An 18008-nucleotide genomic window follows, 5' to 3' on the forward strand; every position below is an offset into this window, starting at 1 on the left:
ACAAATCGCCTGTTCACCCGGTGTTTACCTGGCTGGAATGAGGGCGGTTAGGATCCGTGTTTTCCCGCTACCTAAAAATTCAGCCAGCACAGTAACGGATGTAGCCATTCCCTAATGGCGCTGGTGCTCTTTAGGGAATGGCTACGGACTCCGCTCTGGAACTAGATGGACAGGCCGAAGATTGGCACTGCCAGCAAGTACACCGTCAGGGTGATGAGGAAGATGCCGATGATATTGAGACCAAGGCCACCCTTGATCATCTCGCCAATCTTGACGTAGCCAGATCCATAGGCAATGGCGTTCGGCGGGGTGGCAACTGGGAGCATGAATGCGCAGGTTGCCGCGAGGGCCACCGGAATGGTGAGGAGAAGGACGTTGATATCGCCATCGGCAGTAAGCCCCACACCCACGGCAACACCACCCATAATCGGGATAAACGTAGCCGCCGTCGCGGTATTGGAGGTGATCTCCGTCAGGAAGAGCACCAGCGCAGCCACGGCAGAGACGATGAGGACAACCGGCAGGACGCTAAGCCCCTTGGCCATCTCACCAATCCACAGGGACAGGCCGGAGGAATTAAAGACCGAGGACAGCGATAGGCCGCCGCCGAAGAGCAGGAGGACGTCCCACGGCATTTCATTGGCCGTCTTCCAGTCCAGCAAGCGGATACGGCGCTGGTTGTCCGCGGGCAGGATAAAGAGCAAGATGCCGGCGGCGATGCCCACGATGGCATCGTCATAGTTCTCAAATTCCTTGAGGACCAGCGGCAGGGTAACCCAGGCTGCGGCAGCGAGGACGAAGATGATGCCCGTCATGATCTGGGGGCGGGTCCAGGGGCCGAGTGCCTTAATTTCGTCATTGATGAGCTCGCGCCCGCCTGGAATATCCTTCATCTCCGGCTTGAAAATGGTGATAAGCAGGGCCCAGGCAATCAGCAAGAAGGTCACGGCGAGCGGCACACCTACCGCCATCCACCGGCCAAAGCCGAGGGTTACACCCCAGGTATCGGCCATATATGCATTAAGGAAGGCATTCGGCGGGGTACCAATGAGCGTACCTAGCGAACCGATGGAGGCGGAATACGCAATACCCAGCATCAGTGCCGTGGCAAACTTCTTTTGCTTTTCCCAGCCGCCTACGGTTTCCGCGGTCAGCGCGAGCACCGAGGTACCGATCGGCAGCATCACCACTGCTGTAGCGGTATTGGATACCCACATGGACAAAAAGCCGGTAGCCAGCATGAATCCCAAGATCAGGCGCTTGGGCGAGGTGCCGATGATTTTCACCACGTATAGCGCTAGGCGGCGGTGCAGGTTCCAGCGCTGCAGGGCAAGCGCAATCAGGAAGCCACCCATGAACAAGAAAATGGTGGCGGACGCGTATGGGGCGCCTACTTCCTTAATCGTGCCCACACCGGCGAGCGGGAAGATGACCAGCGGCAGCAGCGCGGTGGCGGCGAGCGGAATGGCCTCGGTCATCCACCACACACCCATCAAGATGGTTACTGCGGCGACGGTGCGGATGGCACTGAGCGTGTACTCGGCTTCCGGATCTGCACCCGCGGAGCCCTGTACGGTCTCGATCGCATTCGAGGGGAAGATAAAGAAGACTAGTACGGCCAAACCCAAGCCGATGAAAAGGCCGATGAACTGACGGCGCCACTCGCTGCGCGGCGCTCCGGGGGCCTCGTCACCTTCGGTGTGGGCGGTAGATTCGTGAGTATGCGGGGTGGTCATACCGCGCGCTCCTTCACTTAGAGAGGATTGTGCTGTGGGATATGCTCCGTATTTCCCAGTTTATTAGCTAGGCCGAGGCAGCAGACCGAAAGTTATCCAGTTCACTGCGAAGCATGCACTGACCATACAAAACATGTGACGCAGAAACCATATCCCGCCACACGCAATCACCCCCGCACCCCCGTAGAGCACACATCGCACCTGCCCGAAACCGGAAATGTCCCCACCGCTTCCCCACCCCCGAACCACAGGGAGGTGTGCTAGATACCCAGCACGGTCTTAGCAATCAGAAAGTAGATAATCAGGCCCGTAGCATCGCAGAAGGTAGAGATGAAGGGGTTGGAAAAGACCGCCGGATCGGCGCCGATGGTCTTAGCCACGATGGGCATAAGCCCGCCGACGGTCGCGGAAATGGAACAGATCAAAAACAGCGTGGAGCCGATGACGAGGCCGATGCTTAGGCCATAGACCAGGGTGGCCAGCGCCAGGCCAGCTAGTCCCAGCACGGCGCCGAGCAGCATGCCGACGCGCAGCTCGCGCCACATGACGGCGAGGAGGTCGCGCGTGCGGACGTCGCCCAGCGCCAAGGCACGCGTCACCGTGGTAGCCGCCTGGTTGCCGGTATTTCCACCGGTGCCGGTCAGCAACGGAATAAAGAGGGACAGGACCACGGCCTTAGCCAGTGTGTCTTCAAAGGAATCGAGTACCTGCACCGTGAGCAGCGCAGAGACGGCCAGCACGAGCAGCCACACGATGCGCGAACGCACCAGCTTGAGCAGCGGCGTGGACAGGTACGGCTGCTGGAGGGCTTCGGTACCGCCGGCGCGAGCAGAGTCCTCGCTATCTTCTTCCTCCACGATGTCGGTAGCGTCATCCCACGTCAGCAGGCCGACAAGGCGGTGCGACTCATCCACAACGGGCAGCGCGAGCATATCCAGTGGCAGGAACCAGCGCGCGGTTTCCTCCGCATCATCGCCGGCCTGGGCAAAGACGGGTTCCTGCATAATATCGGCCATGGTAAGGGCGGCGTCGGCAGTAAAAATCTCGCGCAGGCTTACCACGCCCACCAAGCGCCGGTCCTCGCGCGTAATGGGCACGGTATAAATGGTCTCTAGCTCGTGCGCGGTTTCCCGCAGCTTGTACAGGGCATCCTTTACGCTCATCTCTGGGTGGATGACGGGAACCTCAGGCGACATGCGGCGGCCCACCGAGCCCTTGGCATAGCCCAGCACCACGCCCGTGACATCGCGCTTGGATTGGGTCAGCGAGCGCAGTAGGCGGTCCGCGATTTCCGCGGGCAGCTCGTCCAACAAGGCCACGCGGTCTTCCGGATCGAGCTCATCGAAGAACTCGTAGACATCGGCATTGCCCAGCTCATCGATGATATCCGCCTGGTGCTTGGCATCGAGGGCATCAAAGACGGCGATCGATTTTTGGCGCGGCAGCAGGCGCAGGGCCAGCGCCGCGCGGATGGCATTTTGCCGCTCGACGACGGCGATGAGATCCTGCAGCGGCACCCTATCCAAAAGTTCTTGCAGGCGCGGGGCCTTTTGTGGATCGATGGCGTCTTCTTGTTTCAGCCACGCTTCGACGATATCGCTAGCCTGCTCGGTGGTCTCCGCCATCGCGCTGCCCTGCCTTTCTTGCCTCTGGGATTTAGCTCCCTGAGTATTAATTACAGCCCATTTAGACTACGCCATGCTGCAGGGAATGACGCTAGCCGGCAACCTGCCGGTGACCGGTTACCGCAAGGTGCGGCGTATCCCCGTCCAGCGTGAGGTTTCCGGTGAATTCTTGGGTGGCGCAGCAGGCCGGGTCATCGTCAGCATAGGCACGCCAGGTAACGGTGACCGTGTCCTCGGTCCACTGCAGCTGCTGGATATGCCCACGCGCTGGCGGCATTCCCTCGCGTTCCCAATCATCCACCTTAGTGATGTAATTCAGGTCGTTGTCATAGATGAGCAGGTTATCCGGCCATCCCGTACCGCCCTTATTACAGACGTAGGTAATAACGGCTTCGTCCCTGCCATCGCCGTTGATATCCGCGTAGGCGCCCATTGGCGTATCGTCCTGATTCGACTTCAGACCCGCCGCGGCGACGTCAAAGAGCATTCCGGTCTTTAGATGCTGTGGCAGTTGGCCGCCTTCCAAGTTGCCCGCTTGGTTATCGCACAACGCCGGCACCCACAGGGAATCGAGGGCTTCTACCGGGATGATTTTATTATCCCCGCCGCCCTCGGTGTCCTTGTCTTCATCATTTTCATCTTTATCCGCTGCGGCTTCGGTGGTGGTTTCTTCTGCTGGGGAGTCCGTGGCCGAGGCCTGCGACTCGGCCTCTGTTTCGGATGCGTCCGCCGCGGAGGAGCTCGGGGCAGTGCCGGTGAAATTCGGCTTATCCGCGGACTCGGCGGACTCAGGGGAATTGGAACACCCACCCAAGGCGGCAACGGCGGTCGCCGCGACGACGGCAAGAGGGAGAGATAGGGATTTAGGCATAGGCATAATATACAGCGCCACGGCTCCCCGAGCCGGGTGAGAACCTAGAAGAAGAGACCCCACAGTGCGAAGGCGGCCAGCAGGGACACGAGCCCCGCGGTGCTCGCAAGGATGACCGCGTGGGGGAGGGAGCGGTGGGTGGATAAGGCGGCGTCGACAAGCGCGGCACGCTGCCACACCGCTAAGGCCAACGCCACAACACCGGCGGCTAGGAAGACTAGTGGCAAGAAGACGTGCACGCTCACCGCCCGCATTACCCCCAGCACCACCAAGGACAACGCCAAAAGGGTGCGCTGCCACGATAGGCGGGTGCGTTCGGGCTGCAGGCCGGGATCAAATAGTGGGCTAGCCAAGAAACTCGCCCACTACTAGTGCGCCCGCTACCACCATGATCGCCACGACGAGCACTGGGATGGCAAAGCTAAAGGGCAAGGGGCGTTCCTCGCGCATCGCACGTTCGGACTGCTTCCAATGCACCCACGCCACGAGCGGCAGAATAATGGCGACTACCAGCATGAATACCGACACCGCAGAGCGCAGTGCGGCCGGCAGGGGAACGTCAAAGGCTTCGAGCGCCACGCCGCCAGCAATTAACGCCAGGGAGGTGCGGATCCAAGCCAAGAATGTGCGCTCATTAGCGAGCGTGAAACGCGGATCAGGGTCGGTGCCAACCGCGAACACCGAGCGGGGAAACCTCGAGTCACTCATGGGTACCACTTTATATTCATTTGCCATCCGCGTCGTGATAAGCCCGCGCAACGCTTAGCCTTCCCGTAGTCTCAAAGGCGCAGGCCAGCCTCTGAGTAATGGAGCATTCACGCCCTATGTGCCTGCTCCTATGCGACTTCCAACTTGCCTCCCCTAACAAAAACAAGTTTTTCAGCGACGAGAACATCACGCGCGCCATGGCGTTCTTTCCTGATGGTTTCACTGCAGTCCTGCCAGAACTCGCAACGCAGAGACTTCTTTCCGTGTCGCCTGCACAGCTGAAGTATTATGACGCCGCCGTAGCGAAAAGCCATGCCGATCTGCGTGTGAGCGCCGCCGAGAAAAACGCCTGGCTGCTCTTGAGCGTGCTCGCCGGCGATTCGGTACATGAAGACATCCTCGACATCGGCTTCAACCAGCGACAGATGGGGGCAGCGCTTTCCCGGGTGGGGCGCGAGTGGGTACCAGGCTTTCTGAATTAACCCGCTGTAGCGAGTTATAGTCGGGCCCATGATTGAAGTTGCCGCCGTAGTTTTCCGTAATTCCTTTGGCCATGTCCTCACCGTGCGCAAGAAGTCTTCCACCAAGTTCCAGCTGCCCGGCGGCAAGCTGGAGACCGGCGAAACCCCAGTACAGGCCGCGGCCCGCGAGGTCGCAGAAGAAATCGGCGTTGATGTCCGCCTCCCTGAGCTATCCCTGCTCGGGACCTTCGATGCCCCGGCCGCCAACGAACCCGGCGAAACCGTGCGCGGACGCATCTTTACCTATCCGCGCCCCGTCCTTGCCCGCGCTGCCGCAGAAATTGCCGAGATCGCGTGGGTAGACCCCACCAACCCGGATCGCGAGCTCGCCCACCTCTTGCGTGACAAGGTCTTTCCCGCCCTGCGCTCCTAAAACCCCGACCGGCCCCAAGGCGCTTTCTCGCTTCCTATTGCGCCTTCTGGGAGGACAACTTAGAGTTATTTTCATCAGGATCGATTGATGAAAGGACGTCCCTCCATGCCGCAACCATCCACACCTGGTCCTATCACAACGATTTGTTTCCTCGTCCTCGGAGTTATTAGCTCTGTGATCGCCATTCTCCTGGTGCCCGCCCTCTTCCACGAGGTCACTTCTTTGCGTGCTGCGGCATTTACCGGAAGCTTTATCTTCGGCACCGGCATGCTCGTGCTCTTCCGCCGCTGCGCCGCGTACCAGCGCTAATAGCAGAATTCTCAGCCCCTCAACCCGAGCTTTGCGCCGCCACCTGAAATGAGAAAATCCCGAGCTCGCACGCTCGGGATTAGATGGCGGAGATGAGAGGATTCGAACCTCCGGACCCCAGAAGGGTCAACTCCTTAGCAGGGAGCCCCATTCGGCCGCTCTGGCACATCTCCACGGTTCGCAAGGAACCTCGTTTGAGAATACCTGCCTGCCCCGCCGCTGCCAAACTAGCCCCCTGCTTTCACGCCCGCAGCAAAGACGCAGGCCCTAAAGTGGGAGGCATGATTCGCCCAGACCTGAAAGCCATCCCCGCCTACGTCGCCGGTGCGCGCAACGATGACGCGCTCAAGCTCTCCTCCAACGAGGCGGCGCACCCGCCGCTGCCGGAGGCGGCCGCGGCCATGGCGGAGGCCGTGACGAAGGCCAACCGTTACCCGGATATTGCGGCCACCGCGCTGCGCGAGGACCTCGCCGCGCACCTGGGTGTGGAGTATGAACAGGTTGCGGTGGGCACCGGATCGTCCGCGCTGTGCCAACAGTTGGTGGAAATTGCCGCTACCCCTGGTGAAGAGGTCCTCTTCCCGTGGCGCTCCTTCGAGGCCTACCCCATCTTCGCCCAGGTAGTCGGCGCCCACCCCATCCCGGTTCCGCTAGGTGCAGACCAGCGCGTGGATCTGCCGGCCATGGCGGACAAGATTACGGACAAGACCCGGCTTATCTTCGTGTGCAATCCCAATAACCCGTCCGGCACCACAGTGACCAAGGAGGAGTTCGCCGCCTTCATGGATGCCGTTCCTGCCGACGTCCTCGTTGCCCTCGACGAGGCCTATATCGAATACAACCGTGCCACCAACATTCCGTTGGGTACGGAGCTGGTGGGCACCTATCCGAATCTGGTATGCCTGCGCACCTTCTCAAAGGCTTATGGCCTGGCCGGGGTGCGCATCGGTTATGCCTTTGGCCCAGAAAATATTATTGAGGCCCTCAATAAGGTGGCCATCCCCTTCTCCGCCAGCACCGTGGCACAGGTTGGTGCGCGCGCGGCACTGGCGGCGCAGGATTCGCTACGGGAGCGCACCGATGAGGCCGTCGCCCAGCGCGAGCGCCTAGAAGAAGCCTTGCAGGACTGGGGAGTGCCGCATTCCGAGGCAAACCATGTCTGGCTGCCGGCCGCGAATCTGGCCCGCCTTGGTACCCCGCAGGAGGTGGCCGCTCGCCTGGCCGAACACGGCGTGCTCGTGCGCGCGTTTAGCGAAGGCATACGCATTACCGTGACCACCGAGGAAGAAACCGACACCCTGTTGCAGGCGTGGAACGCAACCATAGGAGGCTAAATGCGCTCGCTCATCAACTTCGCCCTGAACGTCTTTGCCATCGCGGTGGCGCTGTGGGCGGTGGTCACCGTCATTCCCGGCATCACCATCACCCCGGCTGAGACTGGCAATTTCATTGCCATCGCCATCGTTTTCATCATTATTAATGCCGTGGTCATGCCGGTTCTGCGCGTCCTCGGCGCGCCGCTGACCTGCCTGACGCTCGGACTTTTCTCCCTCGTCATCAACGGCGCCGCGCTTATCATCGTGGAGTGGGCGCTCAATTCCCTGGACCTGGGAATCGGCCACCTCGTCATCGACTCCTGGGGCGCCGCAATCATCGGCGCCATCGTGCTGTCCATCGTCAGCAGCGTCATCAACTTCTTTACTAGCCCGCTGCGGCAGCGCGATTAGCCTCCCGCAAACGGCGGCAGGACGTCCACCCGGGTAACACCAGCCAGTGGGGAATCCTTGGCGGTGTTCCCGGCGCCGTCGATAAGAAAGCTACAGCGCCCCAAGACCTCTTTCAGGCTCATGCCGGCCTCGGTGGTGCCGGTATGTTCCCTGCCCAGCTGCGCCACCAGAGCACCCAAGGTGGCGGGGGCTTCTACCTGCTCAGAAGCCACGCCCGCAGCGGCACGGGCGGCGGCGAAATAGTGAACGGTCAACATGCCCTCCACTATGCCCCGCACGCCCATGCCCTGTCGAGACCGCGGGTAAACTAGCCGCCATGCGCACACCCGAGACTCACGCGCGCGAGGTCGCCGCGGCCCTGCCCGCACGCCAAACCACCACCGTGCCCCTCACCCAGGCTCAGGATATGGTGCTAGCTGCGGATATCCACGCCGGCTTCCCCTCCCCTCGCTTTGATAACTCCCAGATGGACGGCTACGCCCTTCCGCAGTGTGCGGCCGGGACCTACCCGGTGGGCCCCACCATCGCGGCCGGCACTGAGCCCGCCCAGGTACTCGACGGCCCGCTTGCCGGCGCCTGCCCCATCATGACCGGCGCCAAGGTCCCGGAAGGAACTGCAGCCATCGTGCCCATCGAGCGCTGCGAACCACAAGAATTCCTCTCCCCGGGTGACCGCATTACCGCGCCAGAGGCCTCGCCAGGCCAATTCATCCGCCACACCGGCTCCGACCTGGAAGAAGGCGCCCTCCTCGCCGCCCGCGGCGATAAGCTCACGCCGGTGCGCTTGGCCGCCCTCGCGTCCCAAGGAATCGACGAGGTAGAGGTCTACCGCCCCGCCCGCATCCTTATCTGCACCGGCGGCGCTGAAATCGGTCACGGCAGCGCCGCCATTCCGGATGCCAATGCGCCACTTTTGACGGCAATGGCCGGCCGCGCCGGCATCGACGTCGCGGGCTATATCACTACCGACGATGACCCGCAGTCCCTAGAGCGCGCTTTCGCGGAGGCCATCGCGCAACACCACCCGGATGCCATCATTACCTCAGGCGGAATTTCCGCCGGGAAATTTGAAGTAGTCCGCCAGGTGCTCGATGGCTGGTTCGGCCATGTGGACCAGCAGCCCGGCGGCCCGCAGGGCATCGCCGCATTCGGCGGAACGCCGGTCATCTGCCTGCCCGGAAACCCCATTTCCACCTTGGTAAGTTTCCGCCTCTTTGTCGCCCCTGCGCTCGGCTGGGAACCGGAGCCTTTCCGCGTCCCCCTCGCCGCGGGCATCGAGGGCCTCCCGCACAAGGACCAATTTCGCCGCGGGCGCGTCGATTCCCGCGCCCATATCCTCGGTGGTGCCAGCTCCCACCTGCTCGCCCAAGCGGCAGACGCCACCCATCTGATCCGCATTCCTGCCGGTCAACGCCTGGAAAAAGGCCAGGAAGTGGAGGTCTATCCACTATGAGCCCACAGCGCACCGCCATCGTCATTGTCGCCTCTACTCGCGCCGCCGCGGGCATCTACGAGGACCGCTCCGGTCCCATCGCGGTGGAGTTCTTGCGCCGCAAGGGCTTTGACTGCCCCGACGCGCGCATCGTCCCCGACGCCGAGATCGCCGCCGCCGTTGCCGCCGCCTTCGCGGAAAAGCCCGCGGTCATCCTAACTTCTGGCGGCACTGGGCTGACGCACGATGACCGCACGGTCGAGGCCGTCGCCCCACACATCACCCGCGAGCTGCCTGGCATCGCGGTGGCCTTCTGGCAGAAGGGATTGGAAAGCGTGCCCACCGCGGTGGCTTCTCGCGCCATTGCCGGCGTCAATGACTCCACCTTTGCCATGACGCTTCCCGGTTCTACCGGTGGGGTAAAAGATGGCTGCGCGGTTTTGGAAGAATTAATCGTTCCGATCGTCGATATGTTAGAAGGAAAACATGAGCACTGATCCCTCCTATGTGGCCGAGCAAACCGGGTGCACCATTGGCACGCTTCTGAGCGATCAACCCCTTGAATCCCTCCTTACCGGTGCCAAGGAAGAGGCCGCCACGGCCGCCATGGGTGCTGTTGTCACCTTTGAGGGCATCGTCCGCGATCACGATGGCGGCCGGCCGAATGTCACCCTACTTTCCTATAGCGCCCACCCATCCGCGCCGGAGAAGTTACAAGAAGTCACCGATTCCGTCGCGGCCAACCACCCAGTGCGCCTGTGGGCCGCCCACCGCACGGGGGATCTCAAGGTCGGCGACCTCGCCTTTGCCGTAGTAGCCGCCGCAGCACACCGCGGCGATGCCTTCCGCGCCGCCGAGGAATGCGCCGATCGCGTCAAAGCGGAGGTCCCCATCTGGAAAGAGCAAAGCCACGGCGATGGCTCCACCAATTGGGTGGGCCTGGAATGAGCATCCGCTATGCCCGCCAGGAAGCGCTCTGGGGAGAAGACGGCCAGCGCAAGCTCAGAAAAGCCCACGTAGCGGTCATTGGCGCCGGCGGCCTGGGCTCCCCGGCCCTGCTCTACCTCGCCGGCGCGGGTGTGGGCCGCATTTCGCTTTTCGACGACGACGTGGTCTCCCCTTCCAACCTGCACCGCCAAGTCATCCACACCACCGCCGCCATCGGCACACCGAAGAAGGATTCCGCCGCGGCCGCCGTCCGCGCGCTCAATCCAGAGGTGGATATCACCTGCCACGGCCGCCTCGAATCAGCGACAGCGCTCGAGCAGCTACACGGCTGCGATCTCATCCTCGACGGCACCGATAACTTCGACGCCCGCTACCTCAGCTCCTGGGCTGCCCACGAGCTCGGCATACCGCACGTATGGGCCTCCATCCTCGGCTTCGACGCACAGCTCAGCGTGTTCTGGTCCGGCCACGGCCCCGTCTACGAGGATGTCTTCCCCACCGCTCCCGCACCCGGCGAGGTTCCTTCCTGCTCGCAGGCCGGAGTTCTGGGACCAGTGGTCGGCGTTGTCGGCTCAGCCATGGCGCTCGAAGCGCTCAAACTCATCACCGGCGTAGGCACCCCACTCATCGGCACGCTCGGCTACTTCGACGCCCTTTCCGGTACCTGGGAATATATCCCGCTTCAGTCCACCGGCGCACAACCTACTCAGCCTGCCGACGCCCCCGAGGTCCGCGAGGTTCCCCTACACGCCCCGCTTATCGACGTCCGCACCTCCCCCGAGCGCGCCCAATCCGCTATCCCCAATTCCACGCACTTTGAGCTCGACCGCATCCTCGCCGGCGAAGATCCCGACATCGAACCAGATGCTGCGGCCGTAATCTACTGCGCCAGTGGCATCCGCTCCGCCCAAGCCGTCGATGTCCTCCGCAAACGCGGCTTCCCCCACGTCGTCTCCTTGCGCGGCGGCATCAATTCCTGGCTCGAGCAGCAGTAACCGAATGCCCCTTGGCAAAACCGCAGCCTAACGGTCGATTTTGGTCTTATGCTCCTTATTTCGCGCAAAAAGGAACCAGACAAGTGGCCCGAGGAACGGGTAAGCAAATGCTGCCATCACCAGCAATATCTTGACGCCTCCGCTATATCCCGAGCGAATGATGGAGATGAGGGAGGCCACCCAAAAGACCAACAAGGCGATGACGATGACGGCTCCTAGCCCGCTCCATAGCCAGTCATACGATGCCGGTATCTGGTCCTCGGCCAAGTAGGAAATGTAATTTGTCATAATCCCCTCAGGGTTAACGGTGTTTGAAAGTCCGTACCTCAAGGTAGAAGCTCAATGTAAACGCTGTCTGGCCGTGGACTTAAGTTTCACTGTCGCTCAGCGAAACCGTCCCACAACGTGAGTAGGCACCCTACCGAATCGGTAGGGTGCCTTAAATACTGCACTCTCCCACTCAGAAGCTATAAGCTTCTATGCTCCTTTAACTTAGAAAGGAAGCTTAGGCAGCTGCGGAGACGGCGGGATTTGAACCCGCGGAGGTATTACCTCGCCGGTTTTCAAGACCGGTGCATTCGGCCGCTCTGCCACGTCTCCACGTTGTATTTCGTAAACGCTCTTCGCGCCTACGAAGCAACTTAGTCAGTGTACTAAATTGATAGCCCGGTTTCCCAAAAAGCCACCTGCAGCACTGAATGTCACCGCAGGATACTCCGAATTTCGTGGCACAGGACACACAAGGTTCGTTAGATTGGGCCCATGACTACAACACACATGAAGGCTATCGTTCAGACCGACCCGCAGGATCGTCGGTCCTTAGAGCTCCGCGAAGTCGATGTCCCGCAGCTGCGCCCCGGCGAAGTGCTCGTCAAGGTGCAGGCAGCCGGCGTTAACCGGGGCGATATCCTGCAGACGATGGGTGCCTATCCGCCGCCACCGGGGGCATCGGAAATCTTGGGCTTAGAAGCAGCAGGCACCATCGCCGATGCCGGGGATACGAACTGGGAGGTAGGCACCGAGGTGGGCTGTCTGCTCGCGGGTGGTGGCTACGCCGAATACGTTGCGGTTCCGCAGGGTCAGCTGCTTCCCGTGCCCAAGGGGTTGAGCGTTGAGGAAACTGCAGCGGTAGTTGAGGTCGGATGCACCGTGTGGTCCAACCTGGGCATTGAGGCGGGCCTTCACGAGGGCCAGCGCGTCCTCATCCATGGTGGAGGCGGCGGCATTGGCACTTTTGCTATTCAGGTAGCCAAGGCGCTCGGCGCAGAGGTGGCGGTGACGGCCGGTTCACAGGAGAAGCTGGATCGTTGCCGCGAGCTGGGCGCCGATATTCTCATCAACTATAAGGAGCACGACTTCGTAGAAGAGTTGAAGGGAAGCTGCGATGTCATTTTGGACATCATCGGCGCGAAATATCTGGAAAAGAATATGAAGTGCCTGGCTAAGGACGGCAAGCTCATTATCATTGGCATGCAGGGCGGCACCAAGGCGGAAATCAACTTGGGCGCCATGCTGCCCAAGCGCCTGACCGTCCAGGGCACGACGTTGCGCGCCCGCGACTTAGAAGACAAGGCACAGATTGTTGCGGGCACGGTAGAAAATGTATGGCCCATGCTGGAAGACGGCCGAGTAAAGCACGCGCTGCATGCTACTTACCCGCTTGCCGACGCCGCCCAAGCCCACACCGCCCTAGACAGCGGCGAGGTCACCGGCACCTTGGTGCTTAACGTTTAGGCCAGCGAGGCTACGACGCGGATGAGATGCTCAACGTCGTGATAGGTGTTGAAGGGGCCGAGCGCAACGGTAACGGCGCCGCCAATTTCTTCCACGCCCATCTCCGTGAGCAACGGGGTCTGCGGGGCAAGCGTGGTAACAAGGCCGTTATCGAAAAGGCGCTTGTACACGGTCTCGGCCGGAACACCCTTTACTGCGAAGGTGAGGCGCGGCAGGCGATCGTCGGAGGCGCCCGCGGCCGCTTCCCCGGTCACGCCAAGAATATGCACGGCGGGCAGGGTGCTCAAGAAGGAATAGAGGTCAGCGCGCAGATCCTCCAAGTAGATGCTGAGCGCATCCATAGAAGTGCGCAGGCGCTTGCGGCGCGAGCCGCTCTCCCCACCGGCGAGGGCGGCAAGATGGTCTACAAGCGGTCCGACACCGCCGGCCAGACCAGAGGAAATGGGCGTTTCCAGCTTGCGGGCGCCCTTGCCGGTATGCACCGGATCGAGGGAGTCGAGGCGGCGGAACATGCGGGTATCGCGGAAGACCAAAGCTGCTAGCTGCGGTCCGCCCAGCAGTCCCAGGTCAAGGCCCAAGATATCGGCGCCGAGATCATCAAAGTTGATGGGGCGGTAGGGGGCGATCGCAGAGACGTCGAGAAGCGTCCAGGCGCGGGAGCGCTCATGGACGGTGTCAATGATCTCGGCGGCCGGGGATACCGTGCCCAAAAGCTCGTGCGCGGCGGAGAAGGCAACGAGTCGCGTGGAGCCATCGACAAGCTCGGCAAATTGGAAACCTGGCAGCTCACCCGTGCCCAAATCTGGCTGGGCCCACCGGGTTTCTGCCTTGACCTCAGAAAACGCCGAGTACAAAGACGGCGGATCCAGTTTGGAGAGCACCACCGAGGAATTGCTGCCCAACAGCGGGCGGGCCGCGTGCGCCAAGGACTGGTACAACACGGGCAAGGACGGGCCAAGCACCACGCGGTCTGCCTTGGATCCGGTCAGATCCGCTACAGCCATGCGTGCGGCGGTGTAATTACCATCGCCTTCCAAACGGCCCGGCGCGGGCGTAGCAGAGTGGGCGCCGCCTGGCCCCTCCTGGGGGGCCACTGCAGTAGACATCCGGAAGGAGCGCGCCACGCCGGAGGCGACGCGCTCAGAGATTTGGGGCACCGCGTGCGCGTTGAGGTAGGTCCAACCATCAGATAGCCCGGTGTATAAACCGCGCACACTGAATACGTCGTAGTGTGCCGAAGCTCCTGCTGGCATTACGGTCCCCTTCTTTATCGCACTAGGCATCGCCACACAGTGGCGGTCGGTTTCCTACTGTATACGCGTTTGTCCCAAGTTTCCCAAATCTGAATTTTCGCTGGATACCGCTGTTTTCGCAGGCTGGCGGCGTGTAGTTCCCGTTTGCCCAGCCCGCGCGCTAGGGTGTTGAGCGTGCAAGATAACAATCAACTGCGCGCTGATATCGCCCGCATGACCTCCCAGCCAGACGGCGAGGCCACCCCAGCGTCCCAGTCCGAGACCCTCAAGGCCGCCTTCGCGGACCTGGTGCAGGGTGCACAGCAGCGCGAGCTGTGGTTCAAACTGGGCATTCAAGATATTAAGCAGCGCTACCGCCGCTCTGTCCTGGGCCCGTTTTGGATCACCATCGCCACCGGCGTGATGGCCCTTGCCTTGGGCCTGTTGTATTCCATGCTCTTCCAGATTCCTGTCGCGGAGTTCCTCCCCCACGTCACCGTGGGCCTTATTATGTGGACCTTCATTTCGGGTTGCATCAAGGAAGGTTCCACCGTCTTCATTGACAACGAGGGCTTGATTAAACAGCTCCCCGCCCCGCTGTCGGTGCACGTTTACCGCTTGGTGTGGCGCCAGACGTTGTTTTTGGGCCATAACCTCATCATCTGGTTACTGCTTATCCTTATCTTCCCGCGCAGCCTAGGCTGGGAGTTCTTCCTCTTCCTCCCCGGCTTGGCCTTGTTGCTGGTCAACGGCGTGTGGGTCACGATGTTCTTTGGCATCATCGCTACCCGCTTCCGTGACGTCGCTCCGCTGCTAGAAGCACTGACCCAGCTGCTGTTCTACGTCACCCCGATTGTGTGGATGACCAATACCTTGAAGGACCAGGGCGGTGCGGTGGCCAGCCGCGCCCGCATCGCGGAAATCAACCCGCTCTACCACTACCTGGAAATCGTCCGTGCGCCCATGATCGGTGAACCGGTGGCCGCCTACCACTGGTGGATCGTCATCGGTTGCACCGTACTCGGCCTGCTCATCGCCGGCTTGGTCATGCGCAAGTGGCGCTTCCGCGTCAGCTACTGGGTTTAAGCCCACGCCCTGCACTTCCTGAGATTCCTGGAAAGGATACAGACTGATGGTCTCGATTGATACGTATAACGCGTGCGTGGACTTTCCCATCTTTGATGCCAAATCCCGCTCGCTAAAGAAGGCCATGCTTTCTTCCGCTGGCGGCGCCATTGGCAAAAACGCCCAGAATACCGTCGTGGTGGAGGCACTAAAGGATATTAACCTGCACCTGCGCGAGGGCGACCGTGTGGGTTTGGTGGGCCATAACGGCGCCGGCAAGTCCACCCTGCTGCGCCTTTTGTCTGGCATTTACGAGCCCACCCGCGGTTCTGCCGATGTACGCGGCCGCGTGGCCCCCGTCTTTGATTTGGGCGTGGGCATGGACCCAGAGGTCTCTGGCTACGACAACATCATTATCCGTGGCCTCTTTTTGGGCCAGTCCATCAAGCAAATGAAGAAAAAGATGGATGAGATTGCGGAGTTTTCTGAACTCGGCGATTATCTCTCCATGCCGCTGCGCACCTATTCCACCGGTATGCGCGTGCGCTTGGCGCTCGGCGTGGTGACGTCCATTGAGCCGGAAATCCTGCTGTTGGATGAGGGCATCGGCGCCGTCGACGCTGCTTTCATGGCCAAGGCCCGTGTACGCCTACAAGAGCTGGTGAAGCGCTCCGGCATCCTGGTCTTTGCCTCCCACTCCAATGACTTCTTGGCGCAGCTGTGTAATACCGCGCTGTGGATCGACCACGGCGAGATCCGCTCGGTGGGCGAGGTTTCCGAGGTCGTCGGGGAATACGAAGGCCCTGAGGTGGGTGAGTACGTGCGCGACCTGCGCGAGCGTTTTGAAAATGAGGACACCAGCGGCAACTAGCTGAGCATACGCAGCAACTGGTCCCCCACACCTTTCACGTCCACCCGCAGCCCTTCCGGCCGGTGATAGTCCGTGGCGCTAAGTCGCGCGCTAACCACCGGCCGGTTAATTTTTTCTGGGCCGGCAGGCTCTTCCTTTTTCTCGGTACTTATGCGGTAGCCCATCTTTTCACTCACCCGGGCTGAGGCAAGATTGGTCCCTATCCAACTGGTGCGCAGCGAATGCGCATCGAGGTGGGAGAAGGAAAACTCGGCCACCGCTTGGCGGATAAGCGTGCCATAGCCTTGGCTTTGGAAGCGGTGTAATACCCATGATGCGGTTTCCACCTCCCGCGCAGCCGCAAAGTTTTCTGCCACCAAGTCCACCACACCCACCATTTCTTGGGTTTCTACGTCGCGGGCGATGAAATCCAGGGTCCACTTTTGGGTACATAGCTTTGCACGATGCTCCCACCGGTGCTGCGCCATGGCGGCGGGGGTATTCATCTTCTTATCAAAGAGCCAAGGAAAGGCGTGCTCTGGGATATTCGCGCCATAGATATCTGCCGCACCGACTTGGGCCACGCACGCGATGTCTTCATCGCGCATGACGCGCAGGTCGACTCCACGGCCAGTATCATCGCTGGCCCGTATGGTCACCGCAAAAGGCGGCCAGATACTTTCCATACACTTCACAGTATCCACAGAGCTGCGGTCATATCTACTTTTCGCTTCACCCACGCGGAGTGTTTCTACGCTGGTCCCCTACCCCGGTGGCAAGATGGAACCCATGACTGCCACCCTGACTTCCACCGGTTCCACCGCCGCCGTCATTGTTACCCATCAGCGCGCCGAGCTACTGCGGGCCTCGCTTGAACAGGTAGTCCACCAAACCCACCCCGTGCAGTGGGTAGTCGTGGTGGATAATGGCGCGGAAGATGCGGTGCGCGAACTCGTCGAATCCATGGCGGGTGACCGGGGCGTCTACGTACCTTCGGAAACCAACCTGGGCGGCGCCGGTGGCTTTGCACTGGGCTTTCTTACCGCTCTTTCTTTGGGCGCCGATGCCGTGTGGTGCGCCGATGATGACGGCCGCCCTGCCGATCATGCGGTACTAGCGGAGCTGTATCGGGTGGCTGAAGCCAACCGCCTGCATGAGGTCTCCCCGGCGGTATGCAATATTGACGATCCCGGCCGCCTCGCCTTCCCCCTGCGCCAGGGGCTGGTATGGCGCCGCCGGATGGACGAGCTGGAGGGCGATTTCCTGCCCGGCATCGCCTCGCTTTTTAACGGCGCGCTGATTTCCGCCGCGGCCATGGAGATCATTGGCGTGCCGGACTACCGGCTGTTTATCCGCGGCGATGAGGTGGAATACCACCGCCGGCTGGTTAATTCCGGTCTCTCCTTCGGCACGGCGCTGACCACCAGCTACCTGCACCCGGACGGATCGGATGAGTTCAAACCCATCCTGGGCGGGAAGATGCATACCCAGTACCCAGAAGGTGAGTTCAAGCGCTTTTTCACCTACCGCAATCGCGGCTACCTGCTGTGGCAGCGCGGCATGCGCAAGCTACTGCCCCAGGAATTTGCCCGCTTTGGCTGGTTCTTCTTGGTCCAGCGCCACGATCCGGCCGGCTTTATCGAATGGCTAAAGCTCCACAACCGCGGGCGCCAAGAAGATTTCCGCCGACCTCACCAGGGCTAGGACGGATCCTGCTTGGCGACGCCCCGGACCCCCGCCTTCCTAAAAATCCAGCGTTGCACCGCAAAATTCACCGCGGTGGCTTTGGCTTGGAAGGTCCAGCGGCGATTGAGCAGATAGGCCGCCCAGATACCGACGATAAAGCCCACCGCCCGCGCCGCGCCACGTCCGTGAGGAGGCT

Annotated in this window: 23 protein-coding genes and 2 tRNA genes; 13 read left to right on the top strand and 12 right to left on the bottom strand. The window is 61.3% G+C overall.

Going from position 1 to position 18008, the window contains the following annotated elements; all coding sequences use genetic code 11:
* Window positions 1-161: 161 nt before the first annotated feature.
* The 5 genes from QP965_RS08105 to QP965_RS08125 form a co-directional block, all read right to left on the bottom strand.
* Window positions 162-1736, bottom strand: a complete 1575-nt coding sequence (locus QP965_RS08105) for an SLC13 family permease (RefSeq protein WP_284844628.1) — start codon at window positions 1734-1736, stop codon at window positions 162-164.
* 260 nt (window positions 1737-1996) lie between these two features.
* Window positions 1997-3361, bottom strand: coding sequence for a magnesium transporter (mgtE, locus tag QP965_RS08110; RefSeq protein ID WP_284844627.1), 1365 nt, complete (start codon window positions 3359-3361; stop codon window positions 1997-1999).
* Between the two features lie 91 nt (window positions 3362-3452).
* A complete protein-coding gene (locus QP965_RS08115; RefSeq protein WP_284844626.1) occupies window positions 3453-4232 on the bottom strand; it encodes a hypothetical protein in 780 nt (259 codons plus the stop codon).
* A 44-nt stretch (window positions 4233-4276) separates the two neighbouring features.
* Window positions 4277-4585: a DUF202 domain-containing protein gene (locus QP965_RS08120; protein WP_239194011.1), complete on the bottom strand. Its 309-nt coding sequence runs from the start codon at window positions 4583-4585 to the stop codon at window positions 4277-4279.
* Complete coding sequence (locus QP965_RS08125; RefSeq protein WP_284844625.1) at window positions 4578-4940, bottom strand: YidH family protein; 363 nt, start codon at window positions 4938-4940, stop codon at window positions 4578-4580. Before QP965_RS08125 ends, QP965_RS08120 begins: the two co-directional genes overlap by 8 nt.
* Window positions 4941-5038: 98 nt before the next feature.
* Here QP965_RS08125 and QP965_RS08130 point away from each other — a divergent pair, with 98 nt between their 5' ends.
* The 3 genes from QP965_RS08130 (at window position 5039) to QP965_RS08140 (ending at window position 6143) form a co-directional block, all read left to right on the top strand.
* Window positions 5039-5422 carry a hypothetical protein gene (locus QP965_RS08130; RefSeq protein WP_284844624.1) on the top strand — a complete coding sequence of 128 codons (384 nt, stop codon included), beginning with the start codon at window positions 5039-5041 and terminating at the stop codon, window positions 5420-5422.
* A 28-nt stretch (window positions 5423-5450) separates the two neighbouring features.
* Complete coding sequence (locus tag QP965_RS08135) at window positions 5451-5834, top strand: NUDIX hydrolase (protein WP_269953798.1); 384 nt, start codon at window positions 5451-5453, stop codon at window positions 5832-5834.
* A 174-nt stretch (window positions 5835-6008) separates the two neighbouring features.
* The gene (locus QP965_RS08140; protein ID WP_284766405.1) at window positions 6009-6143 is read left to right on the top strand and encodes a hypothetical protein; all 135 of its coding nucleotides are present in this window, start codon (window positions 6009-6011) and stop codon (window positions 6141-6143) included.
* Between the two features lie 84 nt (window positions 6144-6227).
* Here the strand turns inward: QP965_RS08140 and QP965_RS08145 are convergent.
* Window positions 6228-6316: transfer RNA gene (locus QP965_RS08145), tRNA-Ser, on the bottom strand.
* A 108-nt stretch (window positions 6317-6424) separates the two neighbouring features.
* On the opposite strand from QP965_RS08145, the gene hisC reads away from it, so the two are divergent.
* Together hisC and QP965_RS08155 are read left to right on the top strand one after the other, a co-directional pair.
* Window positions 6425-7477, top strand: coding sequence for a histidinol-phosphate transaminase (hisC, locus tag QP965_RS08150; protein ID WP_284844623.1), 1053 nt, complete (start codon window positions 6425-6427; stop codon window positions 7475-7477).
* Window positions 7478-7870: a phage holin family protein gene (locus tag QP965_RS08155; RefSeq protein ID WP_239279081.1), complete on the top strand. Its 393-nt coding sequence runs from the start codon at window positions 7478-7480 to the stop codon at window positions 7868-7870. It begins immediately after the preceding gene.
* On the opposite strand, the gene QP965_RS08160 is transcribed toward QP965_RS08155, so the two are convergent.
* Complete coding sequence (locus tag QP965_RS08160) at window positions 7867-8127, bottom strand: MoaD/ThiS family protein (RefSeq protein WP_284766407.1); 261 nt, start codon at window positions 8125-8127, stop codon at window positions 7867-7869. The genes QP965_RS08155 and QP965_RS08160 overlap by 4 nt on opposite strands.
* Before the next feature lie 59 nt (window positions 8128-8186).
* On the opposite strand from QP965_RS08160, the gene QP965_RS08165 reads away from it, so the two are divergent.
* The 4 genes from QP965_RS08165 to QP965_RS08180 are packed head-to-tail and all read left to right on the top strand — an operon-like array spanning window position 8187 to window position 11245.
* Entirely contained in the window at window positions 8187-9323 is a 1137-nt protein-coding gene (locus QP965_RS08165; RefSeq protein ID WP_284844622.1) for a molybdopterin molybdotransferase MoeA, read from the top strand.
* Window positions 9320-9799, top strand: a complete 480-nt coding sequence (locus QP965_RS08170) for a MogA/MoaB family molybdenum cofactor biosynthesis protein (RefSeq protein WP_284844621.1) — start codon at window positions 9320-9322, stop codon at window positions 9797-9799. The genes QP965_RS08165 and QP965_RS08170 overlap by 4 nt, the downstream gene beginning before the upstream one ends.
* Window positions 9789-10250 (top strand): molybdenum cofactor biosynthesis protein MoaE, encoded by a 462-nt coding sequence (locus QP965_RS08175; RefSeq protein ID WP_284844620.1) that lies wholly within the window; start codon window positions 9789-9791, stop codon window positions 10248-10250. The genes QP965_RS08170 and QP965_RS08175 overlap by 11 nt, the downstream gene beginning before the upstream one ends.
* Entirely contained in the window at window positions 10247-11245 is a 999-nt protein-coding gene (locus QP965_RS08180) for a ThiF family adenylyltransferase (protein ID WP_284844619.1), read from the top strand. The genes QP965_RS08175 and QP965_RS08180 overlap by 4 nt, the downstream gene beginning before the upstream one ends.
* 27 nt (window positions 11246-11272) lie before the next feature.
* On the opposite strand, the gene QP965_RS08185 is transcribed toward QP965_RS08180, so the two are convergent.
* Both QP965_RS08185 and QP965_RS08190 read right to left on the bottom strand, forming a co-directional pair.
* A complete protein-coding gene (locus QP965_RS08185) occupies window positions 11273-11533 on the bottom strand; it encodes a hypothetical protein (RefSeq protein ID WP_269953806.1) in 261 nt (86 codons plus the stop codon).
* 228 nt (window positions 11534-11761) lie between these two features.
* Window positions 11762-11845: transfer RNA gene (locus tag QP965_RS08190), tRNA-Ser, on the bottom strand.
* Window positions 11846-12022: 177 nt separating this feature from the next.
* On the opposite strand from QP965_RS08190, the gene QP965_RS08195 reads away from it, so the two are divergent.
* Entirely contained in the window at window positions 12023-12979 is a 957-nt protein-coding gene (locus tag QP965_RS08195) for an NAD(P)H-quinone oxidoreductase (RefSeq protein WP_269953836.1), read from the top strand.
* Here the strand turns inward: QP965_RS08195 and QP965_RS08200 are convergent.
* Entirely contained in the window at window positions 12976-14232 is a 1257-nt protein-coding gene (locus QP965_RS08200) for an aminotransferase class V-fold PLP-dependent enzyme (RefSeq protein WP_284766413.1), read from the bottom strand. The two genes, QP965_RS08195 and QP965_RS08200, sit on opposite strands and share 4 nt — an antisense overlap.
* Window positions 14233-14445: 213 nt before the next feature.
* Between QP965_RS08200 and wzm the strand changes: the two genes are divergently transcribed.
* Entirely contained in the window at window positions 14446-15297 is an 852-nt protein-coding gene (gene wzm / locus QP965_RS08205; protein WP_269953837.1) for a galactan export ABC transporter permease subunit Wzm/RfbD, read from the top strand.
* Between the two features lie 46 nt (window positions 15298-15343).
* Window positions 15344-16147, top strand: a complete 804-nt coding sequence (gene wzt, locus QP965_RS08210) for a galactan export ABC transporter ATP-binding subunit Wzt/RfbE (protein ID WP_005323203.1) — start codon at window positions 15344-15346, stop codon at window positions 16145-16147.
* Here the strand turns inward: wzt and QP965_RS08215 are convergent.
* On the bottom strand, window positions 16144-16812 hold the full coding sequence (locus QP965_RS08215) for a GNAT family N-acetyltransferase (RefSeq protein WP_284769276.1): 669 nt from the start codon (window positions 16810-16812) through the stop codon (window positions 16144-16146). The genes wzt and QP965_RS08215 overlap by 4 nt on opposite strands.
* A gap of 94 nt (window positions 16813-16906) precedes the next feature.
* Here QP965_RS08215 and glfT1 point away from each other — a divergent pair, with 94 nt between their 5' ends.
* Entirely contained in the window at window positions 16907-17830 is a 924-nt protein-coding gene (gene glfT1 / locus QP965_RS08220) for a galactofuranosyltransferase GlfT1 (RefSeq protein WP_284766415.1), read from the top strand.
* Here the strand turns inward: glfT1 and QP965_RS08225 are convergent.
* Window positions 17827-17976 carry a hypothetical protein gene (locus QP965_RS08225; RefSeq protein WP_284844618.1) on the bottom strand — a complete coding sequence of 50 codons (150 nt, stop codon included), beginning with the start codon at window positions 17974-17976 and terminating at the stop codon, window positions 17827-17829. The two genes, glfT1 and QP965_RS08225, sit on opposite strands and share 4 nt — an antisense overlap.
* Window positions 17977-18008 lie beyond the last annotated feature (32 nt).

It is taken from the genome of Corynebacterium sp. MSK074 (genome assembly GCF_030229735.1).
Classification (GTDB): Bacteria; Actinomycetota; Actinomycetes; order Mycobacteriales; family Mycobacteriaceae; genus Corynebacterium.